The following is a 26380-nucleotide window of genomic DNA, read 5'->3' on the forward strand; positions in this document are numbered from 1 at the left end:
GACGATGACTGACTACACCCGGCTCACGGCTGCCGAGATCGCCGACGCATTGTCCAGTGGCGCCACCACCTCGGTGGAGGTCACCCAGCAGCACCTCGACCGCATCGCAGCGGTCGACGGTGACATCCACGCGTTCCTGCAGGTCGATGCCGAGGGCGCGCTCGCCGCGGCGAAGGCCGTGGACGAGGCGCGTGCGGCCGGCGAGAAGCTCGGCCCGCTCGCCGGCGTGCCGATCGCCGTCAAGGACATCGTGGCGACGGAGGGTCTGGAGACGACCGCCGGCAGCAAGATGCTGCAGGGCTGGATCCCGCCGTACGACGCCACTATCGTCACCAAGTTGCGCGCCGCCGGTATGCCGATCCTCGGCAAGACCAACATGGACGAGTTCGCCATGGGCAGCTCGACCGAGCACTCGGCATACGGTCCGACCCGCAACCCCTGGGATCTGGAGCGCACACCGGGCGGCTCCGGTGGTGGCTCCTCGGCCGCGGTCGCGGCCTTCGAGGCGCCGCTCGCGATCGGCACCGACACCGGCGGCTCGATCCGCCAGCCCGCATCGGTCACCGGCACGGTCGGCACCAAGCCGACGTATGGCGGTGTCTCCCGCTACGGCCTCATCGCGCTCGCCAGCTCCCTCGACCAGGCGGGTCCCTGCACCCGTTCGGTGCTCGACGCGGCCCTGCTGCACGAGGTCATCGGCGGACATGACGTCATGGATTCCACGTCCATCGATGCACCGGTGCCGCCGGTGGTCGAGGCCGCACGTCGGGCCGACGTGTCGGGCATGAAGATCGGTGTCATCAAAGGCATTTCGGGTGAAGGGTTCCAGCCCGGCGTCAAGCAGCTCTTCGACGAGTCGGTGCAGCTGCTGGTCGACCGCGGCGCGGACGTCGTGGAGGTCGAGTGCCCGAGCTTCGAGAAGGGCCTGGCGGCCTACTACCTGATCATGCCGAGTGAGGCGAGTTCCAACCTGGCGCGCTTCGACGCCATGCGTTACGGCCTGCGAGTCGGCCCGGAGGGCGTCGACAGCCCGAGCGCCGAGCAGGTCATGGCGGCCACTCGTGAGGCAGGTTTCGGCGATGAGGTGAAGCGTCGCGTCATCCTCGGCACCTATGCGCTGTCGTCGGGTTACTACGACGCCTACTACGGCACCGCGCAGAAGGTTCGCACGCTGATCGCCCGCGACTTCGCCGCGGCATACGAGAAGGTCGACGTGCTCGTGACGCCGACGGCGCCGACAACGGCGTTCAAACTCGGCGAGAAGCTCGACGACCCGATGGCCATGTACCTCAACGACGTGGCCACCATTCCGGCGAACCTCGCTGGTGTTCCTGGCATTTCGATCCCCAACGGCCTTGCCGCCGAGGACGGTCTGCCCAGCGGTTTCCAGATCCTCGCGCCGGCCACCAAGGATGAGCGGCTCTACCGCGTCGCTGCAGCTCTGGAGGCGGCGCTGCACGAGAAGTGGGGTGCCCCGATCCTGGCGCAAGCCCCCGCACTGACAGCAAAGGCGGCCAACTGATGACCGACGCAGTCGTCGATTACGACGAGGCTCTGGCGAAGTACGACCCGGTGATGGGCTTCGAGGTCCACGTCGAGCTCAACACCGCGACCAAGATGTTCTGCGCCTGCGCGACGGAATTCGGCGCCGAGCCGAACTCCCAGGTGTGCCCGGTGTGCCTCGGCCTGCCGGGCGCAATGCCGGTCGTCAACGCCAAGGCCGTCGAGTCCGCCATCCGGCTCGGTCTCGCGCTGGACTGCAACATCGCGTCCTGGTGCCGCTTCGCCCGGAAGAACTACTTCTATCCGGACATGCCGAAGAACTTCCAGACCAGCCAGTACGACGAGCCGATCTGCTTCGACGGACACCTCGACATCGAGATCCCGGCTGCCTCGGGCAAGGGCACCGAGACCTTCCGCGTGGAGATCGAGCGCGCCCACATGGAGGAGGACACCGGCAAATCGCTCCACGTCGGTGGCGCCACCGGTCGCATCCAGGGCGCCGAATACTCCCTCGTCGACTTCAACCGGGCCGGCATCCCGCTCATCGAGATCGTCACCAAGCCGATCGAGGGCGCGGGCGAGCGTGCGCCGGAGATCGCCCGGGCGTATGTCGCCGCGCTGCGCGACCTGGTCAAGGCACTCGGCATCAGTGACGTGAAGATGGAGCAGGGCTCCGTGCGCTGCGACGCCAACGTCTCGTTGCGGCTGAAGGGCGCGGAGAAGCTCGGCACCCGCACCGAGACCAAGAACGTCAACTCGCTCCGCTCCATCGAGCGCGCGGTCCGTTACGAGATCAGCCGTCAGGCCGCGATCCTCGATGAGGGCGGCTCGATCACCCAGGAGACCCGGCACTGGCACGAGGACACCGGCGTCACCACGTCCGGACGCCCGAAGTCCGACGCCGACGACTACCGCTACTTCCCCGAGCCCGACCTGGTGCCCGTCGCACCGTCCGCCGAACTCGTCGAGGAACTGCGCGGCACGTTGCCGGAGCCGCCCGCCCAGCGTCGCAAGCGGCTCCAATCCGACTGGGGTTACAGCGATCTGGAGATGCGCGACGTCATCAATGCCGGCGCGATTGACCTGATCGACGAGTCCGTAGCAGCCGGAGCCACCCCTGCCGGGGCGCGCAAGTGGTGGACCGGCGAGCTCGCTCGCCGCGCCAACGCCGAGGGCAAGTCGGTCGAGGACTTCAACGTCACCCCGGCGTATGTCGCCGAGCTCGACGGCCTGGTCAAGGGCGGCCGCCTGAACGACTCGATGGCCCGCCAGGTCCTCGAGGGCGTCATTGCCGGCGACGGCGCACCGACCGAAGTCGCCGATGCCCGTGGGCTCGAGCTTGTCCAGGACGACGGTGCCCTGGAAGCCGCCGTCGACAAGGTCATCGCAGCGAACGAGCCCATCGCTGCCAAGGTTCGCGAGGGCAAGCTCAACGCCGCCGGCGCACTGATCGGCCAGGTCATGAAGGAGCTCAAGGGCCAGGCCGACGCCGCCAAGGCGCGCGAGCTGATCCTCGCCAAGCTGACCTGATCCGGCGCTCCTTGAGGAGCTCGCGAGGTACGAGCGAGCGTCTCGAAAGGGGCGTCTGCGGCGCATTCGAGGTCACCGAACTGAGGTGGCCGAGGAGCCGGAGGAGCGCAGCGGGGGAGGCGTCTCGAGGTCCCGAGTTCGTCGCTCACCCTGGTATGGCGTCGGCTACGCCGCCGTGCCGGTCTCACTCCGTTCTCTCCGCTAGCGCTCCGTTCACTGCATAGGCCCGTCCCGACGACGCAGCCGACGCCTTGGCTCTCACCTCGGTGCCTGCATACGTATTCGTCTGTAATCGGCTGAGGAGCGTTCGGTCGTCACCTTGGTGGCAGGGGTCATGTCGTCTGTGTTCGGGCGATTTGGTCTCGATCGTTGCGTCGTCGTTCGGGCTACCCGCGATCTTTCGACGGTCATGTCCGGATTAGGTTCTGAGGCATGGTGGTCGTGTCGGTGCCGGAGGAACAATGGGTCGCTGCGCTCGCGGATGTCGAGGGCGTGGAGGCGGTGTGCTGGGACATGAAGGACGCCCCGCCGCGGGATGACATCGAGCTCGTGGTGCCGCCGTACATGGGCAACGCGAAGCGGCTGGCCAGGCTGGCGGAGTTGCCACAGTTGCGGGCGGTTCAACTGGTGACGGCCGGTTTCGAGCACGCGGTGCCCTATCTCCCGGCGGGGGTTGATCTCGCCAACGGGCGGGGCATCCATGACACGTCGACGGCGGAGCTCGCTGTCGGGCTGGCGATTGCGGCGCAGCGCGGCATACCCGAGTCGGTCCGGGCGCAAGGCACGGGCGAATGGTTGCGGCTGGCGGGGCAGCCGTCGCTCGCCGACCGGCACGCGCTGATCATCGGCTACGGATCGATCGGGGTGGCGATCGCGAAACGCCTACTGCCGATGGAGGTTTCGGTCACCGCGGTGGCGTCCAGGGGTCGCGGGGGAGATGACCTAGTAGATCGGATCCATGGGATCGACGAGTTGCCGACGTTGCTGCCGGAGCACGACGTCGTGTTCCTGATCCTTCCCCTCACCGACGCCACACATCATCTGGTGGACGCCGAATTCTTGGCCCGTATGCCGCGAAACTCGTTGCTGGTCAACGTCGCTCGTGGTGGCATCGTCGATACCGATGCGCTCGTCGAGGCGTGCGCCGCCGGGCAGGTGCGGGCGGCCGTGGATGTCACGGATCCGGAGCCGCTGCCGCCCGATCATCCGCTGTGGCGCACTCCCGGGGTGCTCATCACCCCACATGTCGGGGGCGCGACGACCGCCTTCGAGCCGCGTGCACTGCGGCTCCTGCGCACAGAACTCGCACAGTTCGCTGCGGGCGCGCCGTTGAGCAATGTCGTCGCCACCGGCTCGAGGTGAAATGCTGGATCACATGACCTCAGCCACCCGTCAGCTGATCCTCGTCAGGCACGCCAAGGCCGCCGATCCGGGCGCCCAGATCGACCACGACCGTGCCCTCACGGATCGTGGGCACGCCGACGCGAAGGCACTCGGCGAATGGTTCAAGGAACACCGGCTGCGCCCCGACCTGGTGCTCTGCTCGACCTCGGTCCGAACCCGCGAGACCTGGGCGGACGTCGTCGCCAGCAGCGGCCTCGGCGCGCTCGTCGCCAATGACCAGCGCATCTACAACGCTTCGGTGGACCGTCTCATCGACGTCATCGAGGACGAGGGTCCGCCATCCCGTTCGATCGCGCTCGTCGGTCACGCCCCCGGCGTACCCGGTCTTGCGGCGACCCTCACCGAGGGCGTCGAGCCGGACCCGGACGCCCCTTCTCTCGACGACGGTTGGCCGACGTGCACCGCGGCGGTCCTGGAGATCAGTGTCCCCTGGAAGGACCTCGCGCCGGGGACCGGTCGACTGATCTCACTGCACACCGCCCGCGCGTCCGAGTGATGGGACTGCTGTCCCAATCCGTGGACAGCAGTCGTAGTCTGGAGCCATGCCAGCTCTGAGGTCTCGGACAACCACCGTCGGTCGTGCCGCATCGGGCGCTCGTTCGCTCTGGCGCGCGACCGGGATGACCGACGACGATTTCGGCAAGCCGATCGTCGCGATCGCGAATTCCTACACCCAGTTCGTTCCGGGTCACGTGCACCTGAAGAACATGGGGGAGATCGTCGGCGAAGGCGTGCGCGCCGCGGGCGGGGTACCGCGCGAGTTCCACACCATCGCCGTGGATGACGGCATCGCCATGGGCCACGGCGGCATGCTCTACTCGCTGCCCAGCCGCGAGATCATCGCCGACTCCGTCGAATACATGGTCAACGCGCACACCGCCGACGCACTCGTGTGCATCTCCAACTGCGACAAGATCACCCCGGGCATGTTGAACGCCGCGATGCGGCTCAACATCCCGACGGTCTTCGTGTCGGGCGGCCCGATGGAAGCCGGCAAGACGGTCTCGGTCAACGGTGTCGTGCATCCGTCGTCGGACCTGATCACCTCGATCTCCGCGTCCGCCGACGAGAAGGTCGACGAGGAAGCACTCGCCGCGATCGAGAACTCCGCCTGCCCGACGTGTGGCAGCTGCTCCGGCATGTTCACCGCCAACTCGATGAACTGCCTGACCGAGGCGCTCGGCCTGGCGCTGCCGGGCAACGGCTCGACCCTGGCGACTCACGCGTTCCGGCGCCGGTTGTTCGAGCGGGCCGGCTCGGTCGTGGTCGACCTGGCGAAGCGGTATTACCACGACGACGATCACTCGGTCCTGCCGCGCAACATCGCGACGTCGGCAGCCTTCCGCAACGCGATGGCGCTGGACGTCGCGATGGGCGGATCGACCAACACCGTCCTGCACATCCTTGCCGCCGCCCAGGAGGGCGAGGTCAAGGACTTCGACCTGGCCACCATCGACGAGATCAGCCGCGCCGTGCCCTGCCTGTCGAAGGTCGCGCCCAACTCGTTCTTTCACATGGAGGACGTGCACCGTGCGGGCGGCATACCGGCCATCCTCGGTGAGTTGCGCCGCGCCGGTCTGCTGCAGACCGACGTCACCTCGGTGCACTCGCCGTCGCTCGAGCAGTGGCTGGACGACTGGGACGTGCGGTCCGGCAAGGCCACCGACGAGGCGGTCGAGCTCTTCCACGCGGCGCCCGGCGGCGTGCGCACGGTCGAGCCCTTCTCGACCGACAACGTCTGGTCCGAGCTCGACACCGACGCCGAGAACGGCTGCATCCACGACAAGGAGCACGCCTACACCGCCGAGGGCGGCCTGGCGATCCTGCGCGGCAACCTCGCGGTCGACGGCGCCGTCATCAAGACGGCCGGCGTGGAGGAGGAACTCTGGCACTTCGAGGGTCCGGCGCGGGTCGTCGAGTCCCAGGAGGAGGCCGTCAACGTCATCCTGAACAAGATCATCCAGCCGGGTGAGGTCCTGGTCGTACGTTACGAAGGTCCGGCGGGCGGCCCCGGAATGCAGGAGATGCTGCACCCGACGGCGTTCATGAAGGGCACCGGGATGGGCAAGAAGTGCGCCCTGGTCACCGACGGTCGCTTCTCCGGCGGATCCAGCGGTCTGTGCATCGGCCACGTCTCGCCCGAAGCCGCAGGCGGCGGCGCGATCGGCCTGGCGCAGGACGGCGACATGATCCTGATCGACGTCCCCAAGCGGATCCTGTCCCTGCAGGTCGACGACGAGGAGTTGCAACGTCGCCGGGAGCAGATGCAGGCATCCGACCAGCCGTGGCAGCCCAAGAACCGCGAGCGCGCGGTGAGCAAGGCGCTCTGGGCGTATGCCGCGATGGCGACCTCGGCCGACCGTGGCGCCGTGCGCGAGCTGCCGACGCGCGGCTGAACGCCCGAGCTCGGACCGGAGTCACCGCGTGCCGGTGATGCCCCCGTCCACGGGGATGTCGGCGCCGTTGATGTAACCGGCGTCGTCGCCGACGAGGAAGCCGACCACTGCCGCGATCTCTTCGGCGCGGCCGAGGCGACCCTGCGGGTTGGGTGCGTAATCAGCGACGAGTGACGCCTCGACCTCGGACCACGGCAGGCCTGCTGCTTCTGGCCGGCTCCGGAACATCTGCTGCATCGCCGGCGTGAGTATGACGCCCGGGCTGACCATGTTGACGGTCACGCCAGGCGCAACGGCGGTGCGTGCGAGGCTGATCGTCGCGTTGGCGAGTGCGGCCTTGGCCGCTGAGTATTCGATCATCGTGGGGATCGGCGTCCGGGTCGCCCGGGTGCCGATGAACACCACCCGGCCGAACCCCCGTCGACGCATCGGCGCCAGGCTGGCCGAGGCCAGCTGGACGGCCGATACGACGTTCGTTCGGTATGCCGACTCCCAATCTGCAGCAGTAGCAGTGTCGTACGTGTGCTCGGCATACGGTCCCGCGCAGTGGACCAGGACGTCGAACTCCTCACGCGCGATGACGACGGCCAGCGCGCTCACCTCATCCGGCTTCGCGACGTCGCCATGGACCGCGTGGACGCCGGCACCCAGCCTGGCGGCCGCCGCGACTGCGGAGTCGTCCGTCCGCCCGTGCACCGTGACGGCCATGCCCTGCTCGAGCAGGTTCTGCGCGACGGCATACCCGATGCCGGAGGTGCTGGCGGTGATCAACGCTCGACGGGTCCGGTCAACCATGACTCGACCGTATGACGTGGGTGCGACGCCCGGTCAGAGCTCGAGCTTCATCATCCGATCGGTGGTCACGAATCCGAGCGACTCGTAGAGGTTGATCGCCACCGAGTTGCCGCCGAAGACGTGCAGTGCGAGCGTGCTGTAGCCGTTGTCGCGGGACCATCGCGCAGCCTCCTGCATGATTGCCCGGCCGTAGCCGTTGCCCCGTGCGGCTGCCTCGACCTGGATGTCGTAGATGAACGCGACGTCCGTGCTCTCGCCGCGCGGTGCCATCCACAGCCGGCCCACTCGGCTGCCCGCGTCGTCGGTGGCGATGAACACCGCGTGACCCGGTGCCAGCCGTCCACCGGGGAAGAGTTGCTCGGCTTCTCTGGACGCTTCGGCATGAGCCTGCTCGAGAGGTATGCCGCCGTTGTTGTGCTTGTCCTCGGCATACTCGCGCATGGTCGTCGAGATGTAGTCGGGGAGTTCGTCGTCGGTGATCGCTCGTACACGCATTTCAGGACCTTAACGCGTGTGGTGGATGTGACGTGTGACACAGATTCGGCGGCCAGCGACGGGCAACGTCTCAAACTGATAACGAAGACTTCCGGGCAAAACGCACCGCATGCGACTATCGTCGACATGTCGACAATGTGTCGTCGTGGCTGGTCAGAGCGGGTTTTTGTGCTTGCTTGGACCGTCCTTGACCGGCGCATGACGTGCACCAAACCTGTGATTGAGATGTGTCGAACGGCGACATAGCCTCCAGAGGACCGATTCCCCGGAGGTGCGTTCGGCGTGGCTCCCCGTGTGTCGAAAGGCCCAGAAACATGAGACTGCGTACACGACGTGCGACCGCCGCCGCTGCTGTTCTGACAGCGGGAGCCCTTGCCCTCTCGGGGTGTGGTGGGTCGAGTGGAGGCGGCGGCAAAGGCGGTGCGAGCGTCGCGTCGCTGAAGAAGGCCGGCAAGGTCGTCGTCGGCATCAACGGCGAGAACCCGTACAGCTTCATCGGCAAGGACGGAAAGCCGGACGGCGCGACCATCGCGCTGGACAAGGCCGTCTACAAGAAGCTCGGCATCAACACCGTCGAGGCCAAGAAGGTCGAGTGGGATGCGCTGATCCCCGGTCTGACGGCCGGCCAGTACGACGAGGTCAGTGCCGGTATGTCGATCCTGCCGGAGCGCTGCAAGAAGGCGGCCTTCAGCTACCCGGAGATCACCTACGAGACGGCCTTCCTGGTTCCCAAGGGCAACCCGAAGAAGCTGCACACCATGCAGGACCTCAAGGCCAAGAAGGTCAACCTGGTCACCGAGAACGGCGCCATCGAGCAGGGCTACGCCAAGACGATGGGCATCCAGACGCAGACGGTCGGCTCGCCCGAGGAGGGTCTGCAAGCGGTCGAGAACGGCCAGGCCGACGTCTTCGCGCTGACCGCCATCTCGCTGCGCACCCTCGTCAAGACGCAGAAGGCGCAGAGCAAGGTCGAGGTCACCAAGGCGTTCACCGCGACCGTGGACGGCAAGCTGCAGATCGGCGCGGGCGCGGCGGTCTTCCGCAAGGGCGACACCGAATTGCTGAAGGCATACAACAAGGAACTCAAGAAGATCATCGACGACCCGAAGCAGTTCAACGCGATCGTCGGGAAGTACGGCTTCACCGAGGCCGAGCGTCCGAAGGGCCAGACCACCGACACCAAGTACCTGTGCTCCGGCAAGTTGCCGGACGCCAAGTAAGTGATCGGACGATCGAGAGGCGCTGACCGTGCCTGAGATGTCGTCCATCGCGCCCACGGGCGTCGTCAGCACTTTGCAGGACAACTGGTCGGACCTGCTCGACGGGCTGCGCGTGACACTCGAGTTGTCCGTCTTCGGTGGGGCGGTGGCGTTCGTCGTCGCCGTCCTACTGGGGCTGGCGTCCATCTCGAGGTTCGTCGTGCTGCGCGGAGTCACCCGCGTGATCGTGGAGTTCTTCCGTGGCACCTCGCTCGTGGTGCAGCTCTTCTTCTTCGCCTATGTCACCCCGCAATTGTTCGGCTGGGGCTCGCACCTGCTGCTCTTCGGCATCCTGGCCCTCGGGCTCAACTACGGCGCATACGGCTCCGAGGTGGTGCGCGGTTCACTGAACGCCGTACCGCCGGGGCAGTGGGAGACGACCACGGCGCTGTCCATGTCGTGGTTCACCAAGGTCCGCCGGGTCATCTGGCCGCAGGCATGGGCGCTGATGCTGCCCGGCTTGAACAACCTGATGGTGATGCTCGTGAAGGGCACGGCGATCGCCTACTTCATCGGGCTGCTCGACCTCACCTACGTCAGTGACGAGTTGCGGAAGGGCGGCGCCGACATGTGGACGGTCTACGGGATCGCCTTCGTCATCTACTACTTCGTCGCGCTGGCGTTCTCGGGCTTCCTGCGGGTGCTCGAACGCCGTGCCCAGCGTCGTCTCGGGATGACGGACACGCGACGCAATCTGAAGGTCGATCGTGCCGTCGCCCTGGCCCCGGCAGGCGGGGGAGGTGCGGGCGTATGACGTGGGATTGGAACATCGCACAGGAAGCCTTCCCGGATCTGCTGAAGGCGTTCCTCCAGGTCACGCTGGTGGTCACGGTCGTCGCGTCGATGCTGTCGGCGATCCTCGGATTGGTCTGGGCCATCGCATTGCGCGAGCTGCCAAGTCTGCTCAGCAAGGCGCTGGGCTTCCTGCTCGGCGTCATACGGATGACGCCGTTGCCGTTGCAGTTGCTGATCGTGACCTATGGGATCGTGACGCCGCGAGGCTGGCTGGCGCATCTGGACGGGCCGGACCAACTGCGGCACCGGCTGATGATCGTCGGCATCGTGGTCTTCGCGGTCCATTACTCGACCTACATGGCCGAGTCCTACCGGGCGGGCATCGAATCACTGCCGAAGGGGCAATGGGAGGCGGCGACCGCCCTGTCCCTGCCGCAGAGCCGGACCTGGCGGGCCGTTGTCATCCCGCAAGCGCTGCGGGCAACCCTGCCGTCGCTCGGCAACTGGACGATCGCGATGTTCAAGGACACGCCATACCTGCTGGCGATCAGCGTCGCGGAGATGGTGTCCGAGGCCAAGCGCATCGGTGGCGAGAACTTCAGCTACATCGAGGCTTTCACGATCGCCGGTCTGATCTTCCTCGTGGCGAGCTACCCGACATCCGTCCTCATGCGCCGAATGGAGAAGAAACTTGCCTACTGAGATGACCGACGGCGCCGCCTCGCCGGACCTGTCGAAGCACCGGGTCGGACCGACCGCCGGCGGCGCACCTCGAATCTCCTTCGAGGACGTGTCGAAGCAGTTCGGGAAGAACGTCGTCCTCAACGACCTGAACTTCAACGTCGCCAAGGGCGAACGTGTGACGCTCATCGGCCCCAGCGGATCCGGCAAGACCACGATCCTGCGGTTGCTCATGACGCTCGAGGAGCTGAGCGGCGGGTTCATCTACGTCGACGGCGACCCGCTGACGCATACCAAGAACGAGGCGGGTAAGCGAATCGCCATGAAGCCCAAGGAGGTTGCCCGGATCCGCAAGCGGATCGGGATGGTCTTCCAGCAGTTCAACCTCTTTCCGAACATGTCGGTGATCGAGAACATCGTCGAGGCGCCGATCCACGTGCTCGGTCAGTCCAAGGACGAGGCGCGGGAGAAGGCCAAGAGGCTGCTCGACCAGGTCGGGCTCGCCGACAAGGCGGAGGAGCACCCGACGCGCTTGTCCGGTGGTCAGCAGCAGCGCGTCGCCATCGCTCGCGCACTGGCGATGGAGCCGGAGATCCTGTTGCTCGACGAGGTCACCTCTGCGCTGGACCCCGAGTTGGTCGGTGACGTGCTCGGCGTGCTGCGCGACATCGCCGACACCACCGACATCACCATGCTGTTGGTGACGCATGAGATGCAGTTCGCTCGCGATGTGTCACACCGCGTGATGATGTTCGACGCCGGACACATCATCGAGGAGTCCACGCCGGACGCGATGTTCTCGAACCCGCAGCACGAACGCACCAAGAAGTTCCTGCAGGCGATCCTCTGAGTCTTTTGCAGGTACTTCCCTCCGAATGGACTCGCAGGCTCGTCCACTCGGCATCGTCGTACCTGCGATCCCGACACCCGTTCAAGCTGCCCCGAGACCCGGTCCCGGGGCGGTGGTGTTTTAGGTCACGACCACATTCTGAGATCGCTATCTCAGAATGTTGACGGTCATCGGCCGTCGCACGACACTGGAGCGGTGGCACGAATTCTCGTACTTCCAAGGCGCGCAAGCTGATTCATTCGGCTAGCGCGCTGACCCTCACTGCCCGGAATCCGGGATGAGGGTTTTTTTATGCGCGAGCGTGCTTCCGAAGAGTTAAGGACGACAAGGTGACAACGCAGAGCCCGATCCCCACTCCAGCAGAAGTGGCACCCGCGGCGAAACCGCCGACGGTTCCCGAGGAGGTGACCGGTGCGCAGAGTCTGGTGCTCGCGCTCGAGGCCGCCGGGGTAGAAGTCGTCTTCGGGCTGCCGGGTGGAGCGATCCTGCCGGCATACGACCCGCTGCTGGACTCGACCAAGCTGCGCCACATCCTCGTCCGGCACGAGCAGGGCGCGGGGCATGCGGCCGAGGGCTACGCATCGGCGACCGGACGGGTCGGCGTCTGTATGGCGACCAGCGGCCCCGGCGCGACCAACCTTGTCACCGCGATTGCCGACGCCTACATGGACTCGGTTCCGATGGTCGCGATCACCGGGCAGGTCAGCTCCAAGACGATCGGCACGGACGCCTTCCAGGAAGCCGACATCCGCGGCATCACGATGCCGATCACCAAGCACAGCTACCTGGTCACCGAGCCGGGCGACATCGCAACGGCGGTGAAGGAGGCCTTCCACATCGCCTCCACCGGCCGTCCGGGACCTGTCCTGGTCGACGTCACGAAGGACGCGATGGTCGGCACCACGGTCTTCGAGTGGCCGACCGACATCGACCTGCCCGGCTACCGGCCGGTGACCCGGCCGCACCACAAGCAGATCCGGGCCGCCGCGAAACTGATCCGGGAGGCCAAGCGACCGGTCTTCTACCTGGGCGGCGGCATCGTGCGCTCCGGTGCGGCCGAGGAGTTGCGTGAGCTGGTCGAGCTCAGCGGCATACCGCTGGTCACGACGCTGATGGCGCGTGGTGTCGTGCCGGACAGCCACCCCCTGCATCTCGGCATGCCCGGTATGCACGGCTCGGTCGCCGCCGTGACGGCGCTGCAGAAGGCCGACCTGCTGATCGCCATCGGCACCCGTTTCGACGACCGGGTGACCGGTCACCTGCCGTCATTCGCCCCGGGCGCCAAGGTGATCCACGCCGACATCGACCCGGCCGAGATCTCCAAGAACCGCGTCGCGGACGTCCCGATCGTCGGTGACGCCAAGGAGGTCATCCAGGACCTCACCGGTGCCCTCCGTGCGGAGAGCGAGGCCGGCCGAGCCCTCGATTTCGCCTCGTGGCAGCAGCGCACGCGCGGCTGGGCCGAGACCTACCCCTTGGGCTACAGCCCTGCCGACAATGCGACGGCGATCCCGCCGCAGTACGTCATCGAGCGGATCGGCGCGCTCACCGGGCCCGATGCGGTGTATGCCGCCGGGGTCGGACAGCACCAGATGTGGGCTGCGCAGTTCGTGCACTACGAGCGCCCGAACTCCTGGCTCAACTCCGGCGGCCTGGGCACCATGGGCTACTCGGTGCCCGCGGCGATGGGCGCGAAGGTCGGCGAACCCGACCGGGTCGTCTGGGCAATCGACGGCGACGGCTGTTTCCAGATGACCAATCAGGAACTGGCCACCTGCATGATCAACAAGATCCCGATCAAGGTCGCGATCATCAACAACTCCAGCCTCGGCATGGTGCGGCAGTGGCAGACGCTCTTCTACAACGAGCGTTACTCCAACACGGACCTGCACACCGCTGTCGGCTCGCGCATCCCCGACTTCGTCAAGCTCGCCGAGGCCTACGGATGCGTCGGCCTGCGGTGCGAGAAGACCGAGGACGTCGACGCGACGATCGCAAAAGCGTTGGAGATCAACGATGTTCCGGTGGTCATCGACTTCGTCGTCGAACGCGATGCGATGGTGTGGCCGATGGTCCCGGCCGGAGTGAGCAATGACCTGGTCACGACGGCGCGGGCCATGACGCCCGTGTGGGATCGCGACGACGACGCAGCGGAGGGGACGCACTGATGGCACGCCATACCTTGTCGGTGCTGGTCGAGGACAAGCCCGGTGTGCTGGCACGCATCTCGGGCCTGATCTCGCGGCGCGGCTTCAACATCGACTCGCTCGCGGTGGGACCCACCGAGAACGACGAAGTCTCCCGGATGACGATCGTCGTCGACGTCGACGAGACGGCGCTCGAGCAGGTGACCAAGCAGCTCAACAAGCTCATCGAGGTGCTCAAGGTCGTCGAGCTGGACGAATCCGCCTCTGTTCAGCGCGAACTCGTCCTGATCAAGGTTCGCTGCGACGCCGCGACCCGGGCGGAGATCGTGCAGATCACGCAGATGTTCCGCTGCAACGTGGTCGACGTCGGCCTCGACGCCGTCGTCATCGAGGCGACCGGCACGCCCGGCAAGCTCGAGGCCCTGCTCGAGGTCCTCGATCCGTATGGCGTGCGGGAGATCGTGCAGTCCGGGCTCGTCGGAGTCGGACGGGGTGGCAAGTCCATCACCGACCGAGGGCGCCGCAGTGCTTAGAGAGCCTTGAGGAACTCGCGAGGGAACGAGCGAGTGTCTCGAAAGGTACCTTGCACCAATTCGTTTATCTACCAATCAATTTCAGATATCAACCAAGGAGACTCCAGTGGCCGAAATGTTCTATGACGACGATGCCGACCTGTCGGTGATCCAGGGCCGCAAGGTCGCCGTCATCGGCTACGGCAGCCAGGGCCACGCGCACGCACTCAACCTGCGCGACTCGGGCGCCGACGTCCGGATCGGCCTGCGCGACGGCTCGAAGTCGAAGGAGAAGGCCGAGAACGAAGGGCTGCGCGTGCTGCCTGTCGCCGAGGCCGTCAAGGAGGCCGACGTCGTCGTCATCCTGGCGCCCGACCAGGTCCAGCGGACCCTCTACACCGAGGAGATCGAGCCGAACCTGAACCCCGGTGCCGCACTGGTCTTCGGGCACGGCTTCAACATCCGCTACGACTACATCAAGCCGAAGGCGGACGCCGACGTGCTGATGGTCGCCCCGAAGGGTCCGGGACACATCGTCCGTCGTGAGTATGTCGACGGTCGCGGCGTCCCGGTCGTGCTCGCGGTCGAGCAGGACGCCTCGGGCACCGCCTGGGACCTCGCAAAGTCCTACGCCAAGGGCATCGGCGGCCTGCGCGCCGGCGGCATCAAGACGACCTTCACCGAGGAGACCGAGACCGACCTCTTCGGCGAACAGTCGGTGCTGTGCGGTGGCGCGTCGCAGCTGGTGCAGTACGGCTTCGAGGTGCTGACCGAGGCCGGTTACCAGCCCGAGGTCGCCTACTTCGAGTGCCTGCACGAGCTCAAGCTCATCGTCGACCTGATGGTCGAGGGCGGCATCGCCAAGCAGCGTTGGTCGATCTCGGACACCGCGGAGTTCGGTGACTACGTCTCCGGCCCGCGCGTCATCGACCCGCACGTGAAGGAGAACATGAAGGCCGTGCTGGCCGACATCCAGGACGGGTCGTTCGCCAAGCGCTTCATCGACGATCAGGACGCCGGTGCACCGGAGTTCAAGGCGTTCCGCGAGAAGGGTGCGCAGCACCCGATCGAGACCACCGGCAAGAAGCTGCGTGGCCTGATGAGCTGGCTGAAGGACAGCGACACCGACACCGACTACGTCGAGGGCAGCGCCGCACGCTGACCCCGACCGGGAAGTCCATCGCGAATGACGGCTTCCTCGGCGACTGACGGTCCAATTGGGCCGTCACTCGGCGAGGAAGCCGTCATTCGGCATTTGTATGGCGTGCGTGAAACCGGGCTGAAACCGGCCGGAATCCGGGACGCGGGACGGTGGTCCCATGACAACGACCACGAACGAACTCGCCGTCGAGGCAACCGGTCTGGTGAAGACCTTCGGCACCGTCCGGGCCGTCGACGGCATCGATCTGCTGGTGCGCCCGGGGGAGGTCTTCGGCGTCCTGGGGCCCAACGGCGCCGGCAAGACGACAACATTGAGCATGCTGGCGACCCTGCTGCGCATCGACGGTGGCTCGGCGCGGATCTTCGGCCTGGATGTGCACCATGAACCGCACAAGGTCCGACAGCTGATCGGGCTGACCGGTCAGTACGCGTCGGTCGACGAACGGCTCACCGCGCGTGAGAATCTCGTGCTCTTCGCCCGCATTCACGGCCAGTCGCGCGAGCGTGCCCGGCGGACCGCCGGCGACCTGTTGGACCGATTCGGCCTGACCGATGCCGGGGACCGGCTGCTGGAGAAGTTCTCCGGCGGGATGCGTCGCCGGCTGGATCTCGCCGCGAGCCTCATTTCGTCCCCGCCACTGATCTTCCTCGACGAGCCGACGACCGGGCTCGACCCGCGCACGCGCGGTCAGATGTGGGACACCATCCGCGATCTGGTCCGGCAGGGTTCGACGATCCTGCTCACCACGCAGTACCTCGACGAGGCCGATCAGCTCGCCGACCGGATCGCCGTGATCGACAAGGGCCGCAAGGTCGCTGAGGGCACCTCGGGGGAGCTCAAGGCGTCGGTCGGCCGGTCGACACTGGCGGTCCGGCTGGCGGACCCGGACGACATGGATGCGGCCGCCCGCGCGGTGGCCACGGTCCTGGGCCGCACGGCCAGCCGCACGCCCGAGGCGGCTCGGCTGACGGTGCCCATGGAGCGCGCCGACGACGCTGCCGAGGTATTGATCGCCCTGCGGCACGCGGACATCAGCGTGCACGAGGTCAAGGTAGAGGAACCGACCCTCGACGAGGTATTCCTCGCCCTGACGGGCGCACCCGCCACGGACGACGCCGCTGCCGACGACCCCGCCGCAGAAGCGGAACGCCATGAGCACCTCGACCAGATGGAGGTCAGCCGATGACCACACTCACCACCCCGGACACCGTCCAGCTGCCGGAGTTGCACTCACGGGTCAGCCCGGCGGAGACCCTGCACCAGGTGCTGCTGATGGCCGGCCGGGCGCTGCAGAAGATGCGCCGGAACCCGGAGCAGTTCTTCGACGTGACGATCCAACCCCTTTTGTTCACACCGATGTTCGGCTACATCTTCGGTGGCGCGGTGGCCGGTGGAGTCTCCAAGTATCTGCCCATGCTGATCCCCGGGATCCTCGTCCAGACCGCGCTCACGACCTGTATGGCGACCGGCGTGACACTGCGCGAGGACATGGAGAAGGGTGTCTTCAACCGCTTCAAGTCATTGCCGATGTCCCGCTTCGCGCCGCTCGCCGGCCCGGCGGTCGCCGACACGATCCGCTACACGATCGCCACGGTGCTGACCTTCGGGGTCGGCATCGCGATGGGCTACCGGCCCGGTGGTGGTGTCCTCGGCGTCCTCGGCGCGGGACTGCTGGTGATCTTCGCGGCCTGGTCACTGTCCTGGGTGTTCACCTTCCTCGGCACGATCATGAAGTCGGCGCAGGGTCTGCAGGGCATCTCGATGATGGTGCTCTTCCCGCTGACGTTCCTGTCCAACGCCTACGTGCCGGCGTCGACCCTGCCGGACTGGTTGCAGACCTTCGTGAAGTTCAACCCGGTCTCGCACGTCGTCTCGGCGTTGCGCTCGCTGGCGAACGACGGCACCGTGACGAGTGAGGTCGGTTGGGCGTTGCTCGCCTGTGGCGCGGTCGTCGCGATCTTCGTGCCGCTCGCCGTTCGCGGCTATCGCCGTCAGCTCTGAGCCGAGGGCAGACCCTCGAGCCAGGCGGACAGTTGCTTGAGCAGCTCGTCCCGGCCCGCGCCGGCATACATCTTCTGACCGGAGGTGTATGCCGGCGCATCGGTCTGTATGGCGAGCTCCTCGGCCCGGCGTAGCGACATCGCCGGTGGCGTGCGTGATGCACCGAGGGCGTTGGACAACGCGACACCCTGTGCGGCGTGGGCGGATCCGGCCGCGTCGGTGGCGGTCGCAGCCAGCGCGTAGCTGAGTCCGAGCACCGCACAGCCGCACACCGGCAGGTCCACCCGGACGACCAATGACGTGGGGCTGGCGATGTAGGTGGCAGCATCCGCCAATGAGTCGGCCAGCTGGTCCGCGAGACCGGGCACCTGGTCCAGCCGGCCGTGCACGGTGTGCGCGATGAGGCTGCCGACCCGTGCGATCGTCACCCAGGGTGTCGTGGTGTCCTCACCGATGAACGGGGCCAGGTGCGAACGGGATTCGGCGTGTTCGACGGCGGCCCGGTAGCGACGCAGACCGGTCTCGATCTGGCCGTGCGCGAGCTCGAGTTCGGCGCGGATGGTCAGGCCCGTCGTGCCCTCGCCGAAGGCGTCGTCGGCCGCGTCCACGCCTGCGACCTGCAGCTGGCGGCCGGCGCCGAGCAGGTCGCCCCGATGCAGATGCAGGGTGGCGAGCATCCACCGCATCGAGGTGATGTCACCCTGCGCGCCGAACCGTTCCAGCACTGGCAGGATGCGCTCCGCGGTCGACTCTGCCTCGGCGTATTCGCCGACGGCAGAGGCGAGTTCGGCGACCCTGGACTGGTTGACCAGGCTGCCCCAGAGGGTCTGGCGCAAGGCATCCTCGCGCACGGCACGTCGGGCGATCTGCAACGCCTCCGTGACGCGGCCGTCGTTCTCCAGCACGTGCGACGCGAGCAGCATCGCGGTGACCCGAAGCATCGGGTCGGCCGACTCGGCCAGGGTGAGCGCACGGTCGGCGTCGAGGATGCGGCTGCCCCGCGCCACCCGGCCGCCGTTCTCGGCGGTGATCAGGCGGCCGAGCGCTTCGACGATCCCCGGGGTGCTCGCCGTCGGGAGGCGCTGGAGCAGCACCAGCGCACGCAGCCCCGTCGGGTTCGCGACGATGTTGAGGTTGACGGCGCCGAGCACGATCGCCTGCCGGGTGATCTCCAGATCCTGCGGCTCCGGCGTGTAATGGCTGATCACCCGGATCGCGTCAGCCGCCGGTCCGAAGACCTGCTCGTGGCGCGACTGGACAGACCACAGCGCACCGAGCACACCGAAGATCGCAGCGCTCGAGACCGGATCCTCGAACTCGATGGCGTTGCGCAGGGTCGCGGTGAGGTTGTCCTCCTCGGCAAGCAGGTAACGCAATGCGTCGTCCGGTTCCGGGCCGAAGAGAACCGGACCGTGCACTCGACTGACCCCGGCGGCCCACCGTGTCACGGCGCGGCCGGCTTCCTCGGTGCGGCCGGCACTCGCGAGCCGCTCGGCGCCGAACTCGCGCACGGTCTCCAGCATCCGGAAGCGGGGCCGCCCGCCGCGATCCGACCTGCGGAGCAGGGACTGGTCGACGAGGTGCTCGACAATGTCGACCGGGTCGACCGGGTTGACGTCGTGCTGTGTCGTGCCGGGACCGGTCGCCGCGAGCACCTCACCCGCAGCCTCCAGATCGAAACCGTCGGCGAAGACGGACAGGATGGCGAGAGCCTCCTGCTCGGGCGCACCGAGCAGTTGCCAACTCCAGTCGATGACCGCCTGCAGGGTGCGGTGTCGGTCGGGTGCGTCGCGGGCGCCGCGGTTCAGCAGCGCGAACCGATCGCCGAGGCGCTGCTCGATCTGTTGCACGGACAGCACGTTGGTGCGCGCAGCGGCGAGTTCGAGTGCCAGGGGGAGTCCGTCGAGGCGGGCGCACAGGCGTCTCACGACATCGTCCGGCAACTCGATGTCCGGTCGTACGGCGCGGGCCCGTTGGGTGAAAAGCTCGACGGCAGTGTCGGGTTCGAGCTCGGCCAGGGGATAGGTCGTCTCCGAGGACAGCCCGAGCGGCGCGCGCGTCGTGGTGAGGATGCGCAGGTCCGGCAGCAGCGCGACCAGGGAACGCACCAGGGCGACTGCGCCGTCGAGGACGTGTTCGCAGTTGTCCAGCACCAACAGCGCCGACCCGCCGGACAGGCTGCGTGCGATGGCCGTCGTGAGGTCGGTCGGGGCCTCGGTCGTGCGACCGGCCCTGGTGCTCACGCCGGTGACTCCGAGCGCGGACGCAACCTCCGTCGCAACGTCCGCGGAGTCGGTGACACCGGCTAGGCCGACGAACTGCACGGTTCGTTGCAACGACCGGCGACTGACCGCGTGGGCCAGCCGGGTCTTGCCCAGTCCGCCCGGTCCGAGGATCGAGGTCACCCGGGACGTGGTGGTCAGCGCGGTGACGGCCTCGACGTCGTGGTCCCTGCCGAGCAGCGGATTGGGGTCGTGCTCGACCCCGGTGCGGACCTGCGGACGGTCGCTCTCGAGAAGCTCCTGGTGGACGGCCTGGAGGGCCGGGCCCGGATCGGTGCCGAGTTTGTCGCGCAGCGAACGACGGTGTCGCTCATACCGATCCAGTGCGGCCGAGCGTGATCCGGTGGCAGCTTCCGCTCGCAACAGCGCAGCAAGCACCGTCTCGTCGGCCGGTCCGTCGTGGACGCACGCGGCGAGTGCCTCCTTCGCCTCGGTATGGCGGCCGAGGGCGGCCAGGGCGAGGCCTCGCTCGCGACGCAACGTGGTCAGCAGGGAGAGCGTGTCCAGCCGGACCTGCTGCACCGGGTCGTCCGGGTCCGGGTCGCCGGCGGTCGCGGCCGGCCACAGGGCGATGCCGGCTTCGGCGTGCTGCAGTGCGCCCTCCGGGTCGCCATCACGAGCAGCACGTTGGGCGGCGACGGTGCGCAGTCGGACGCTCGTGGCATCCACGTCCTCCTCGGGCAGGGTGAGCCGATAGCCGACCGGGGTGCTGGCGATGAGCTCATGACCCAGTGCCGAGCGCGCTCGCGAGACGAGAACCTGCAGGGCCTTGTTCGGATGCTCGGGTCGCTGTCTCGGCCACAACTCGTCGATCAGCCGGGAGGTGCTGACGCCGGCGCGCAGGTCGGCGGCGAGGGAGAGGACGAGGCGGCCGATCGCGGCACTTGTCACCGGTTTGCCGTCCAGCGAGATCTCGGGCAGCACGATCAGCCGGATACTCACCCCGTGAGCCTAGTCGGCGACACGTCGCGGACCCCCATCGACGACATCCACATCGTGAGATTTGGGTATCGGGAAGCGGACACGGCGGCGTACCTTGGCCACATGAAGCGGGGCCTCATCCTCATCGGCTGCCGCGGCGGGTTCTGAGTCAGCTCCTCGTCGCGGAGACCCCGCGCTGCGCTGACACCCACCACTTTCGAAATTTCGCCGGCCCGGTCCCACACGGGGGAGCGTCGCGGTCGGCTCGTCACTTGAAGGACCGCATCATGACCGAAGAACAACTGGACGCCCGTCGCGCTCTGCAGGAGTCGATGGACCTGCGCGACTGAGTCTTCTCGCGGACGTCTCTGCCGTGATCTCGCCGGGTGCGAGAGCGGCTCTCGAACGCGTGGGAATCGTTGTCCGCCAATGAGACCCGCGTAGCGCATCGTGTTCAGCGCTCGATGCATTCTCCCACCAGGGCCCCGGCTGTGAACGCAGCCGGGGCCCTGGTTCGTTGCCATCCGGCACCTGTCCGACATACAAGATCCTGATATCGAATGACGAGACGTCCGCCTACCCTGAAGGTATGACGACAGCTCCCACGCAGAACATCAATCTGGCCGTGATCGGCGGCGACGGCATCGGTCCGGAAGTCGTCGCGGAAGGGCTCAAGGTTCTCGACGCGGTGTCCGCGGTGAAGGTCGAGCGCACCGAATACGACCTCGGCGCCCAGCGGTGGCACGCAACGGGCGAAACTCTCCCGGACGGCGTTCTGGAGGAACTGCGCGGGCACGACGCGATCCTGCTCGGCGCCATCGGTGACCCGTCCGTGCCCAGTGGGGTGCTGGAGCGAAACCTGTTGCTGCGCTTGCGGTTCGAGCTGGACCACTACATCAACCTGCGCCCGTCCAAGCTCTTCTCCGGCACGGCGTCCCCGCTGGACGTCGACCGTGTCGCGCCGGACGGCATCGACTTCGTCGTGGTGCGCGAGGGCACCGAAGGGCCCTACACCGGCAATGGTGGTGCGCTGCGCGTCGGGACCCCGCAGGAGCTGGCCACCGAGGTGAGCGTCAACACCCGCTTCGGCGCGGAACGCGCTGTCCGTGATGCCTTCGCCCGCGCACAGGCTCGGGAACGCAAGAAGCTGACCCTCGTTCACAAGCACAACGTGCTGACCCATGCCGGACACCTGTGGCGCCGCACGGTCGAGGAGGTCGGCGTCGAATTCCCCGACGTACACATCGATTACGCGCACGTCGATGCCGCGACGATCTATCTCGCGACCGACCCCGGTCGGTTCGACGTCATCGTGACGGACAACCTGTTCGGCGACATCATCACCGACCTGGCCGCAGCCGTCACCGGCGGCATCGGCCTGGCCGCGTCGGGAAACATCAATCCCGATCGCACCGCACCGAGCATGTTCGAGCCGGTGCACGGCTCGGCACCCGACATCGCCGGCAAGGGGATCGCCGACCCGACGGCCGCGATCCTGTCCGTCGGCCTGCTGCTCGCCCACCTGGGTCACGACGCCGCCGCCACCCGGATCCAGGACGCGGTCGCCGCCGATCTGGCCGAGCGCGGCAGCACCCAGCGGTCCACGGCCGACATCGGAGACGCGATCGCAGCCCGCCTGGGCTGACCTCTCGGACCGTGTGGCCCACGTCACCGACCGCCGCGAGGCGGTCGGGGTCGTGGGCCTACGCTGTTCCTTGGAAGTCCAACTAAGAAGAGATCCACCACCGGAGGAAGTCATGGCCCTGGAGTTCGCGGTCACCGAGCGGACCGACCGTGTGAGCGAGACCGACCGTGCGAAGGTCCTGGCAGACCCGGGCTTCGGCAACCACTTCACCGACCACATGGTGCAGATCGAGTGGTCCACCGAGGACGGCTGGCACGACGCGCGCGTCACGCCGTACGGGCCCTTCCAGCTCGACCCGGCGGCTGCCGTCCTGCACTACGCGCAGGAGATCTTCGAGGGGATGAAGGCCTACCACCATGCAGACGGTTCCGTGTGGACCTTCCGCCCGGAGGCCAACGCCGCCCGATTCGCCCGCAGCGCAACGCGTTTGGCGCTTCCGGTGCTTCCGGAGGAGGACTTCGTCCAGTCACTGAAGGAGATCGTCTCGATCGACCGGGCCTGGGTGCCCGAGCCCGAGGAGGGCGGCGAGTCCTCGCTCTACCTGCGCCCGTTCATGTTCGCGTCGGAGGCGTTCCTCGGCGTGCGCCCCGCGAAGAAGGTCACCTACGCGGTGATCGCGTCACCGGCCGGCGCCTACTTCGGTGGTGGCGGCGTGCAGCCGGTCAACCTGTGGATCTCGACCGACTACGCGCGTGCCGGCGACGGTGGCACCGGCGCCGCCAAGTGCGGAGGCAACTACGCCTCCTCGCTCGCCGGGCAGCTGGAGGGCATCGCTGCGGGCTGCGACCAGGCCGTCTTCCTGGACTCCTCGACACACACCTACATCGAGGAACTCGGCGGCATGAACCTCTTCCTGGTCTACAAGGACGGACGCATCGTGACGCCCGAGCTGACCGGGTCGATCCTCGAGGGAGTCACCCGCAACTCCATCCTCGAACTCGCCAAGGACCTCGGGTTGTCGCCCGAGGAGCGCCGCGTCCCGATCCAGGAGTGGAAGGACGCCGCGAACAGCGGTGAGCTCGCGGAGGTCTTCGCCTGCGGTACCGCCGCCGTGGTGACGCCGGTCGGCGAACTGCGGTGGGAGGGCGGATCCTGCGACCACCGCCGCGACGGTCACGTCGACGAGATCGCCGGGAAGATCCGCTCGACCCTGCTGGACATCCAGTACGGCCGGATCGAGGACACCCACGGCTGGCTCACGCAGCTTGCCTGATCCGACGAAGGCCTCCGATCCCGTTGCCGGAGACTGAGATTCGTCCACGACTCGTCGCGAGTGACCTGGACGGCACGCTGTTGCGTCCGGATGCGACGGTGTCGCCGCGCACCGCGGCGGCCTGGCACCGACTCGCCGATCTCGGCATCGAGTCGGTCGTCGTCACCGCCCGGCCGCCGCGTTGGCTGCATACCCTCGAGGCGGTCGTGGGCGATCACGGCGTCGCGATCTGCGCCAACGGCGCCTTCGTGTATGACGTGCACCGCAAGACCGTTCGTCAGGCACACGGCATCGACCACGACCGGGTGCACGAGATCGCCGCGATCCTGCGCGAGCGCTTCCCGGGCATCGGTTTCATGGCGGAGCTCGCGACCGGAGTGCACATCGAGCCGAACTATCCCGGTGCCGCCGGCGAATGGCTGCCCGGCGACGCCGACGAGTGGATCCCGGACGGCGCCGTCCACGCCCCGATCGAGGAGCTCGCGGCGGACGCTGTCGTCGGCAAGCTGCTGGCACGCCGAGAATTGCTGGACGACGACCGCTTCGTGCAGGCGGTCGCCGAGACGCTGGGGGAGCGGGCCGTCGTCGCCCAGTCGCACCACGGCGGTCCGGCCGAGATCTCCGCGGCAGGCGTCACCAAGGCCAGTGGCCTGCAGCACTGGTGCGACCACCTCGGCATCGACGCCGCCGACGTCTGGGCGTTCGGGGACATGCCGAACGACCTGCCGATGCTGCGCTGGGCCGGCACGTCATACGCGATGGCGAACGCCCACCCGGACGTGCTCGCCATCGCCGATCAGACCTGCGCCGGGAACGCCGACGACGGCGTCGCCCGGGTGCTGGAGACTCTCGGGCGGCGGCCGTAGCCGCCGGTTGCCGTCAGAGGTGCACGAGCGACGGCGCGCTCGTGGCGCGACGGGCACAGCGGGGCCGGGTCTCGACCCACTCGTCGTACAGGACCCGGGCGTTGTCGGCGCCGCCACCGGAGTTGAGTCGGCTGATTGCGTTCTGCAGCCACCCGATGTACCGGTCGAGATCGTCCGGGCGACCCGGGGTCGAGAGGAGGGCGCGGCTGAGCTCTCGCTGCAGTTGGCCGGGAAGCCGTGCTGCGATCTTGTCCGAGCTGAGCTGGTCCATCAGCAATCTCCTTCTGCGCTGTAGATCTGTCAGCGAAGAAGACACCCGAGGCGCGGAAGTATGACGCGAGCCGTTCCGACAGCCCACCGGCGACATCGGCTGTGCAAGAATCTGGCGCTGCCGACCCGTGGAGAGAACCCCGAATGAATCCTGGCGCCCGGAAGAAGAGCCGCCGATGACTGCTTGGGCCGAGGCCGACGACGCCGATCTGCTGGCCCTCGTTCGTGATGGCCATCAGGACGCGATGGCCGAGCTCTGGTCACGGCACTACCCGGCGACCCTCACCGCAGCACGCCGGATCAGTCGACAGCCCCAGGACGCCGAGGAGTTCGCCTCCGAGGCGTTCTCGGGGATGTTGCACGCGATCAGCAACGAGGGCGGTCCGTCGGTGTCCGTGCGGGGCTACCTGCTCACGGCGGTCCGGAACCAGGCGGCCAACCGGGCCCGGCGCGCGTCGGCGCAGGACGTCCTCACAGACGAGCTCGCCGAGTTCGAGGATCCGGACCTGCTCGGCCGGGACCCGGTCGCCCATCACGCCGAGCTCGGCCTGGTCCGGCAGGCGTTCGCCACCCTGCCGCCTCGCTGGCAGATGGTTCTGTGGCGCACGGCCGTGGACCATGAGAAGAACACCGTCATCGCCGAGGACCTGGGCAGGTCGCCGAACGCCGTCGCGGCACTGGCGAAGCGGGCCCGCCAGGGCTTCCGGATCGCCTATCTGCGCGCTCACGAGTCCACGCACGGCATCGCGGCCGAATGTGCGCCGTACGCCCCGCGGCTGGTGGAGTTGCTGCCCGGCTCGGACACCGTCGCGACCGCAGCCACCCGCGAGCACGTCTCGGACTGCCCGAGGTGCGCTCGACGACTGGCCGACCTGCGGATCGTCGACGCCGACCTCGGCGCCACGCTGTTGCCTGCCCTGTTGACCCTCGGACCGGGCATCGCCTGGGCCGGAGCCGCGCACGCAACACACGCCGTTGGTGGGGTGGCCGCGCTGAAATGGGGTGGCGCATCCGCGAAGACCAGGACACTCACGCTCGCCGGCACCGCCGCCGGTGTGCTCGTCGCCGTCTCCGCGGCGGCGTTCGCGCTGACCCACTCGGGCTCCGCCGGCACCCACGAGGCGCTCGCGCCCGCCAGTTCCCGACAGGCTGCGGCTCCCGGAGTTGCCGGCACGCAGTCGATGGACTCGGCGCCCGGTTCGTCCAGCACGGCGACCGGTGCGACGACGCGGACACGGTCGACCACGGACGCGTCGGAGAGCAGTTCGTCGTGGGCGGTCACCCTCTCGGCCGTGTCGTCGGGACCGAACACGACCGCGGCCGGCACCCGGTCGACAGCGCGGGCGGGAACGTCGGCCTCGGCGAGCACGTCGGCCGGCCGACGCGGAACCGCAACCTCGACAGTGCCGCCCAGCTCGACCACCTCCCGCACCGTGCCTCCGTCACCGACGCCCTCCTCGACGTCTTCCGCGACGCGGAAACCGACACGACGACCGTCGCCGCCCGGGCCGCCGACCCGCACACCGCCGCTGCCCTCGCCGACCTCGACGAAGCCGCCGATCTGCCTGCCGCTGCTGTGCTGGCCGTGGGGCGGCTGAGTCCCACCATCCTTCTCGTATGACGAGACGCGGGTGTCACACCGTGGACCAGAGATGGCACCCTGTGTTCGTGGCACTTTTGCTGGCCGCGGTCACCACCGCATCGGTCATTATC

22 protein-coding genes are annotated in these 26380 nt (G+C 67.7%); 18 read left to right on the forward strand and 4 right to left on the reverse strand.

Translation table 11 applies throughout. The annotated features are described in order from the left end of the window. Positions 1 to 4: 4 nt before the first annotated feature. The 5 genes from gatA to ilvD all read left to right on the forward strand — a co-directional run bounded on the left by gatA (position 5) and on the right by ilvD (position 6833). Positions 5 to 1522 carry an Asp-tRNA(Asn)/Glu-tRNA(Gln) amidotransferase subunit GatA gene (gene gatA, locus ACZ50J_RS06210; protein ID WP_464300400.1) on the forward strand — a complete coding sequence of 506 codons (1518 nt, stop codon included), beginning with the start codon at positions 5 to 7 and terminating at the stop codon, positions 1520 to 1522. Further along, positions 1522 to 3033 carry an Asp-tRNA(Asn)/Glu-tRNA(Gln) amidotransferase subunit GatB gene (gene gatB / locus ACZ50J_RS06215; protein ID WP_464300401.1) on the forward strand — a complete coding sequence of 504 codons (1512 nt, stop codon included), beginning with the start codon at positions 1522 to 1524 and terminating at the stop codon, positions 3031 to 3033. The genes gatA and gatB overlap by 1 nt, the downstream gene beginning before the upstream one ends. A 432-nt stretch (positions 3034 to 3465) precedes the next feature. Beyond that, entirely contained in the window at positions 3466 to 4395 is a 930-nt protein-coding gene (locus ACZ50J_RS06220; RefSeq protein WP_464300402.1) for a 2-hydroxyacid dehydrogenase, read from the forward strand. 13 nt (positions 4396 to 4408) lie between these two features. After that, complete coding sequence (locus ACZ50J_RS06225; protein ID WP_464300403.1) at positions 4409 to 4933, forward strand: SixA phosphatase family protein; 525 nt, start codon at positions 4409 to 4411, stop codon at positions 4931 to 4933. A gap of 46 nt (positions 4934 to 4979) precedes the next feature. Then, positions 4980 to 6833 carry a dihydroxy-acid dehydratase gene (gene ilvD, locus ACZ50J_RS06230; protein ID WP_464300404.1) on the forward strand — a complete coding sequence of 618 codons (1854 nt, stop codon included), beginning with the start codon at positions 4980 to 4982 and terminating at the stop codon, positions 6831 to 6833. A gap of 21 nt (positions 6834 to 6854) precedes the next feature. On the opposite strand, the gene ACZ50J_RS06235 is transcribed toward ilvD, so the two are convergent. Together ACZ50J_RS06235 and ACZ50J_RS06240 are read right to left on the reverse strand one after the other, a co-directional pair. After that, on the reverse strand, positions 6855 to 7628 hold the full coding sequence (locus tag ACZ50J_RS06235) for an SDR family NAD(P)-dependent oxidoreductase (RefSeq protein WP_464300405.1): 774 nt from the start codon (positions 7626 to 7628) through the stop codon (positions 6855 to 6857). Positions 7629 to 7661: 33 nt separating this feature from the next. Continuing rightward, on the reverse strand, positions 7662 to 8123 hold the full coding sequence (locus ACZ50J_RS06240) for a GNAT family N-acetyltransferase (protein ID WP_464300406.1): 462 nt from the start codon (positions 8121 to 8123) through the stop codon (positions 7662 to 7664). A 314-nt stretch (positions 8124 to 8437) separates the two neighbouring features. Here ACZ50J_RS06240 and ACZ50J_RS06245 point away from each other — a divergent pair, with 314 nt between their 5' ends. From ACZ50J_RS06245 to ACZ50J_RS06285, 9 genes are all read left to right on the forward strand, one after another. Then, positions 8438 to 9343 carry a transporter substrate-binding domain-containing protein gene (locus tag ACZ50J_RS06245; protein WP_464300407.1) on the forward strand — a complete coding sequence of 302 codons (906 nt, stop codon included), beginning with the start codon at positions 8438 to 8440 and terminating at the stop codon, positions 9341 to 9343. 37 nt (positions 9344 to 9380) lie between these two features. Beyond that, positions 9381 to 10136 (forward strand): amino acid ABC transporter permease, encoded by a 756-nt coding sequence (locus tag ACZ50J_RS06250; RefSeq protein ID WP_464300408.1) that lies wholly within the window; start codon positions 9381 to 9383, stop codon positions 10134 to 10136. Next, complete coding sequence (locus tag ACZ50J_RS06255; protein WP_464300409.1) at positions 10133 to 10819, forward strand: amino acid ABC transporter permease; 687 nt, start codon at positions 10133 to 10135, stop codon at positions 10817 to 10819. The genes ACZ50J_RS06250 and ACZ50J_RS06255 overlap by 4 nt, the downstream gene beginning before the upstream one ends. Before the next feature lies 1 nt (position 10820). Further along, positions 10821 to 11648, forward strand: a complete 828-nt coding sequence (ehuA, locus tag ACZ50J_RS06260; RefSeq protein ID WP_464301321.1) for an ectoine/hydroxyectoine ABC transporter ATP-binding protein EhuA — start codon at positions 10821 to 10823, stop codon at positions 11646 to 11648. Between the two features lie 329 nt (positions 11649 to 11977). Continuing rightward, positions 11978 to 13816, forward strand: coding sequence for an acetolactate synthase large subunit (locus tag ACZ50J_RS06265; RefSeq protein ID WP_464300410.1), 1839 nt, complete (start codon positions 11978 to 11980; stop codon positions 13814 to 13816). Then, on the forward strand, positions 13816 to 14328 hold the full coding sequence (gene ilvN / locus ACZ50J_RS06270; RefSeq protein WP_464300411.1) for an acetolactate synthase small subunit: 513 nt from the start codon (positions 13816 to 13818) through the stop codon (positions 14326 to 14328). The genes ACZ50J_RS06265 and ilvN overlap by 1 nt, the downstream gene beginning before the upstream one ends. A 106-nt stretch (positions 14329 to 14434) precedes the next feature. After that, positions 14435 to 15469: a ketol-acid reductoisomerase gene (gene ilvC / locus ACZ50J_RS06275; RefSeq protein ID WP_464300412.1), complete on the forward strand. Its 1035-nt coding sequence runs from the start codon at positions 14435 to 14437 to the stop codon at positions 15467 to 15469. Positions 15470 to 15626: 157 nt separating this feature from the next. After that, positions 15627 to 16655 carry an ATP-binding cassette domain-containing protein gene (locus tag ACZ50J_RS06280; protein ID WP_464300413.1) on the forward strand — a complete coding sequence of 343 codons (1029 nt, stop codon included), beginning with the start codon at positions 15627 to 15629 and terminating at the stop codon, positions 16653 to 16655. Then, positions 16652 to 17470, forward strand: coding sequence for an ABC transporter permease (locus tag ACZ50J_RS06285; RefSeq protein WP_464300414.1), 819 nt, complete (start codon positions 16652 to 16654; stop codon positions 17468 to 17470). The genes ACZ50J_RS06280 and ACZ50J_RS06285 overlap by 4 nt, the downstream gene beginning before the upstream one ends. On the opposite strand, the gene ACZ50J_RS06290 is transcribed toward ACZ50J_RS06285, so the two are convergent. After that, positions 17461 to 20694, reverse strand: coding sequence for a BTAD domain-containing putative transcriptional regulator (locus tag ACZ50J_RS06290; RefSeq protein WP_464300415.1), 3234 nt, complete (start codon positions 20692 to 20694; stop codon positions 17461 to 17463). The genes ACZ50J_RS06285 and ACZ50J_RS06290 overlap by 10 nt on opposite strands. A gap of 568 nt (positions 20695 to 21262) precedes the next feature. On the opposite strand from ACZ50J_RS06290, the gene ACZ50J_RS06295 reads away from it, so the two are divergent. The 3 genes from ACZ50J_RS06295 to ACZ50J_RS06305 all read left to right on the forward strand — a co-directional run bounded on the left by ACZ50J_RS06295 (position 21263) and on the right by ACZ50J_RS06305 (position 24397). Further along, complete coding sequence (locus tag ACZ50J_RS06295) at positions 21263 to 22318, forward strand: 3-isopropylmalate dehydrogenase (protein ID WP_464300416.1); 1056 nt, start codon at positions 21263 to 21265, stop codon at positions 22316 to 22318. 112 nt (positions 22319 to 22430) lie between these two features. Further along, a complete protein-coding gene (locus ACZ50J_RS06300; protein ID WP_464300417.1) occupies positions 22431 to 23531 on the forward strand; it encodes a branched-chain amino acid aminotransferase in 1101 nt (366 codons plus the stop codon). Between the two features lie 23 nt (positions 23532 to 23554). Continuing rightward, positions 23555 to 24397, forward strand: coding sequence for an HAD family hydrolase (locus ACZ50J_RS06305; RefSeq protein WP_464300418.1), 843 nt, complete (start codon positions 23555 to 23557; stop codon positions 24395 to 24397). Between the two features lie 13 nt (positions 24398 to 24410). On the opposite strand, the gene ACZ50J_RS06310 is transcribed toward ACZ50J_RS06305, so the two are convergent. Beyond that, a complete protein-coding gene (locus ACZ50J_RS06310) occupies positions 24411 to 24668 on the reverse strand; it encodes a hypothetical protein (RefSeq protein ID WP_464300419.1) in 258 nt (85 codons plus the stop codon). A gap of 175 nt (positions 24669 to 24843) precedes the next feature. Here ACZ50J_RS06310 and ACZ50J_RS06315 point away from each other — a divergent pair, with 175 nt between their 5' ends. After that, positions 24844 to 26265 (forward strand): RNA polymerase sigma factor, encoded by a 1422-nt coding sequence (locus ACZ50J_RS06315; RefSeq protein WP_464300420.1) that lies wholly within the window; start codon positions 24844 to 24846, stop codon positions 26263 to 26265. The last annotated feature ends 115 nt before the right edge of the window (positions 26266 to 26380 follow it).

Source organism: Flexivirga sp. G2, from assembly GCF_055397625.1.

Excerpts from the sequence above, each read along its gene's own strand:
- gatA (WP_464300400.1), top strand. The coding sequence starts at position 5 with ATGACTGACTACACCCGGCTCACGGCTGCCGAGATCGCCGACGCATTG.
- gatB (WP_464300401.1), top strand. The coding sequence starts at position 1,522 with ATGACCGACGCAGTCGTCGATTACGACGAGGCTCTGGCGAAGTACGAC.
- ACZ50J_RS06220 (WP_464300402.1), top strand. The coding sequence starts at position 3,466 with ATGGTGGTCGTGTCGGTGCCGGAGGAACAATGGGTCGCTGCGCTCGCG.
- ACZ50J_RS06225 (WP_464300403.1), top strand. The coding sequence starts at position 4,409 with ATGACCTCAGCCACCCGTCAGCTGATCCTCGTCAGGCACGCCAAGGCC.
- ilvD (WP_464300404.1), top strand. The coding sequence starts at position 4,980 with ATGCCAGCTCTGAGGTCTCGGACAACCACCGTCGGTCGTGCCGCATCG.
- ACZ50J_RS06235 (WP_464300405.1), bottom strand. The coding sequence starts at position 7,628 with ATGGTTGACCGGACCCGTCGAGCGTTGATCACCGCCAGCACCTCCGGC.
- ACZ50J_RS06240 (WP_464300406.1), bottom strand. The coding sequence starts at position 8,123 with ATGCGTGTACGAGCGATCACCGACGACGAACTCCCCGACTACATCTCG.
- ACZ50J_RS06245 (WP_464300407.1), top strand. The coding sequence starts at position 8,438 with ATGAGACTGCGTACACGACGTGCGACCGCCGCCGCTGCTGTTCTGACA.
- ACZ50J_RS06250 (WP_464300408.1), top strand. The coding sequence starts at position 9,381 with ATGTCGTCCATCGCGCCCACGGGCGTCGTCAGCACTTTGCAGGACAAC.
- ACZ50J_RS06255 (WP_464300409.1), top strand. The coding sequence starts at position 10,133 with ATGACGTGGGATTGGAACATCGCACAGGAAGCCTTCCCGGATCTGCTG.
- ehuA (WP_464301321.1), top strand. The coding sequence starts at position 10,821 with ATGACCGACGGCGCCGCCTCGCCGGACCTGTCGAAGCACCGGGTCGGA.
- ilvN (WP_464300411.1), top strand. The coding sequence starts at position 13,816 with ATGGCACGCCATACCTTGTCGGTGCTGGTCGAGGACAAGCCCGGTGTG.
- ACZ50J_RS06280 (WP_464300413.1), top strand. The coding sequence starts at position 15,627 with ATGACAACGACCACGAACGAACTCGCCGTCGAGGCAACCGGTCTGGTG.
- ACZ50J_RS06285 (WP_464300414.1), top strand. The coding sequence starts at position 16,652 with ATGACCACACTCACCACCCCGGACACCGTCCAGCTGCCGGAGTTGCAC.
- ACZ50J_RS06295 (WP_464300416.1), top strand. The coding sequence starts at position 21,263 with ATGACGACAGCTCCCACGCAGAACATCAATCTGGCCGTGATCGGCGGC.
- ACZ50J_RS06300 (WP_464300417.1), top strand. The coding sequence starts at position 22,431 with ATGGCCCTGGAGTTCGCGGTCACCGAGCGGACCGACCGTGTGAGCGAG.
- ACZ50J_RS06310 (WP_464300419.1), bottom strand. The coding sequence starts at position 24,668 with ATGGACCAGCTCAGCTCGGACAAGATCGCAGCACGGCTTCCCGGCCAA.
- ACZ50J_RS06315 (WP_464300420.1), top strand. The coding sequence starts at position 24,844 with ATGACTGCTTGGGCCGAGGCCGACGACGCCGATCTGCTGGCCCTCGTT.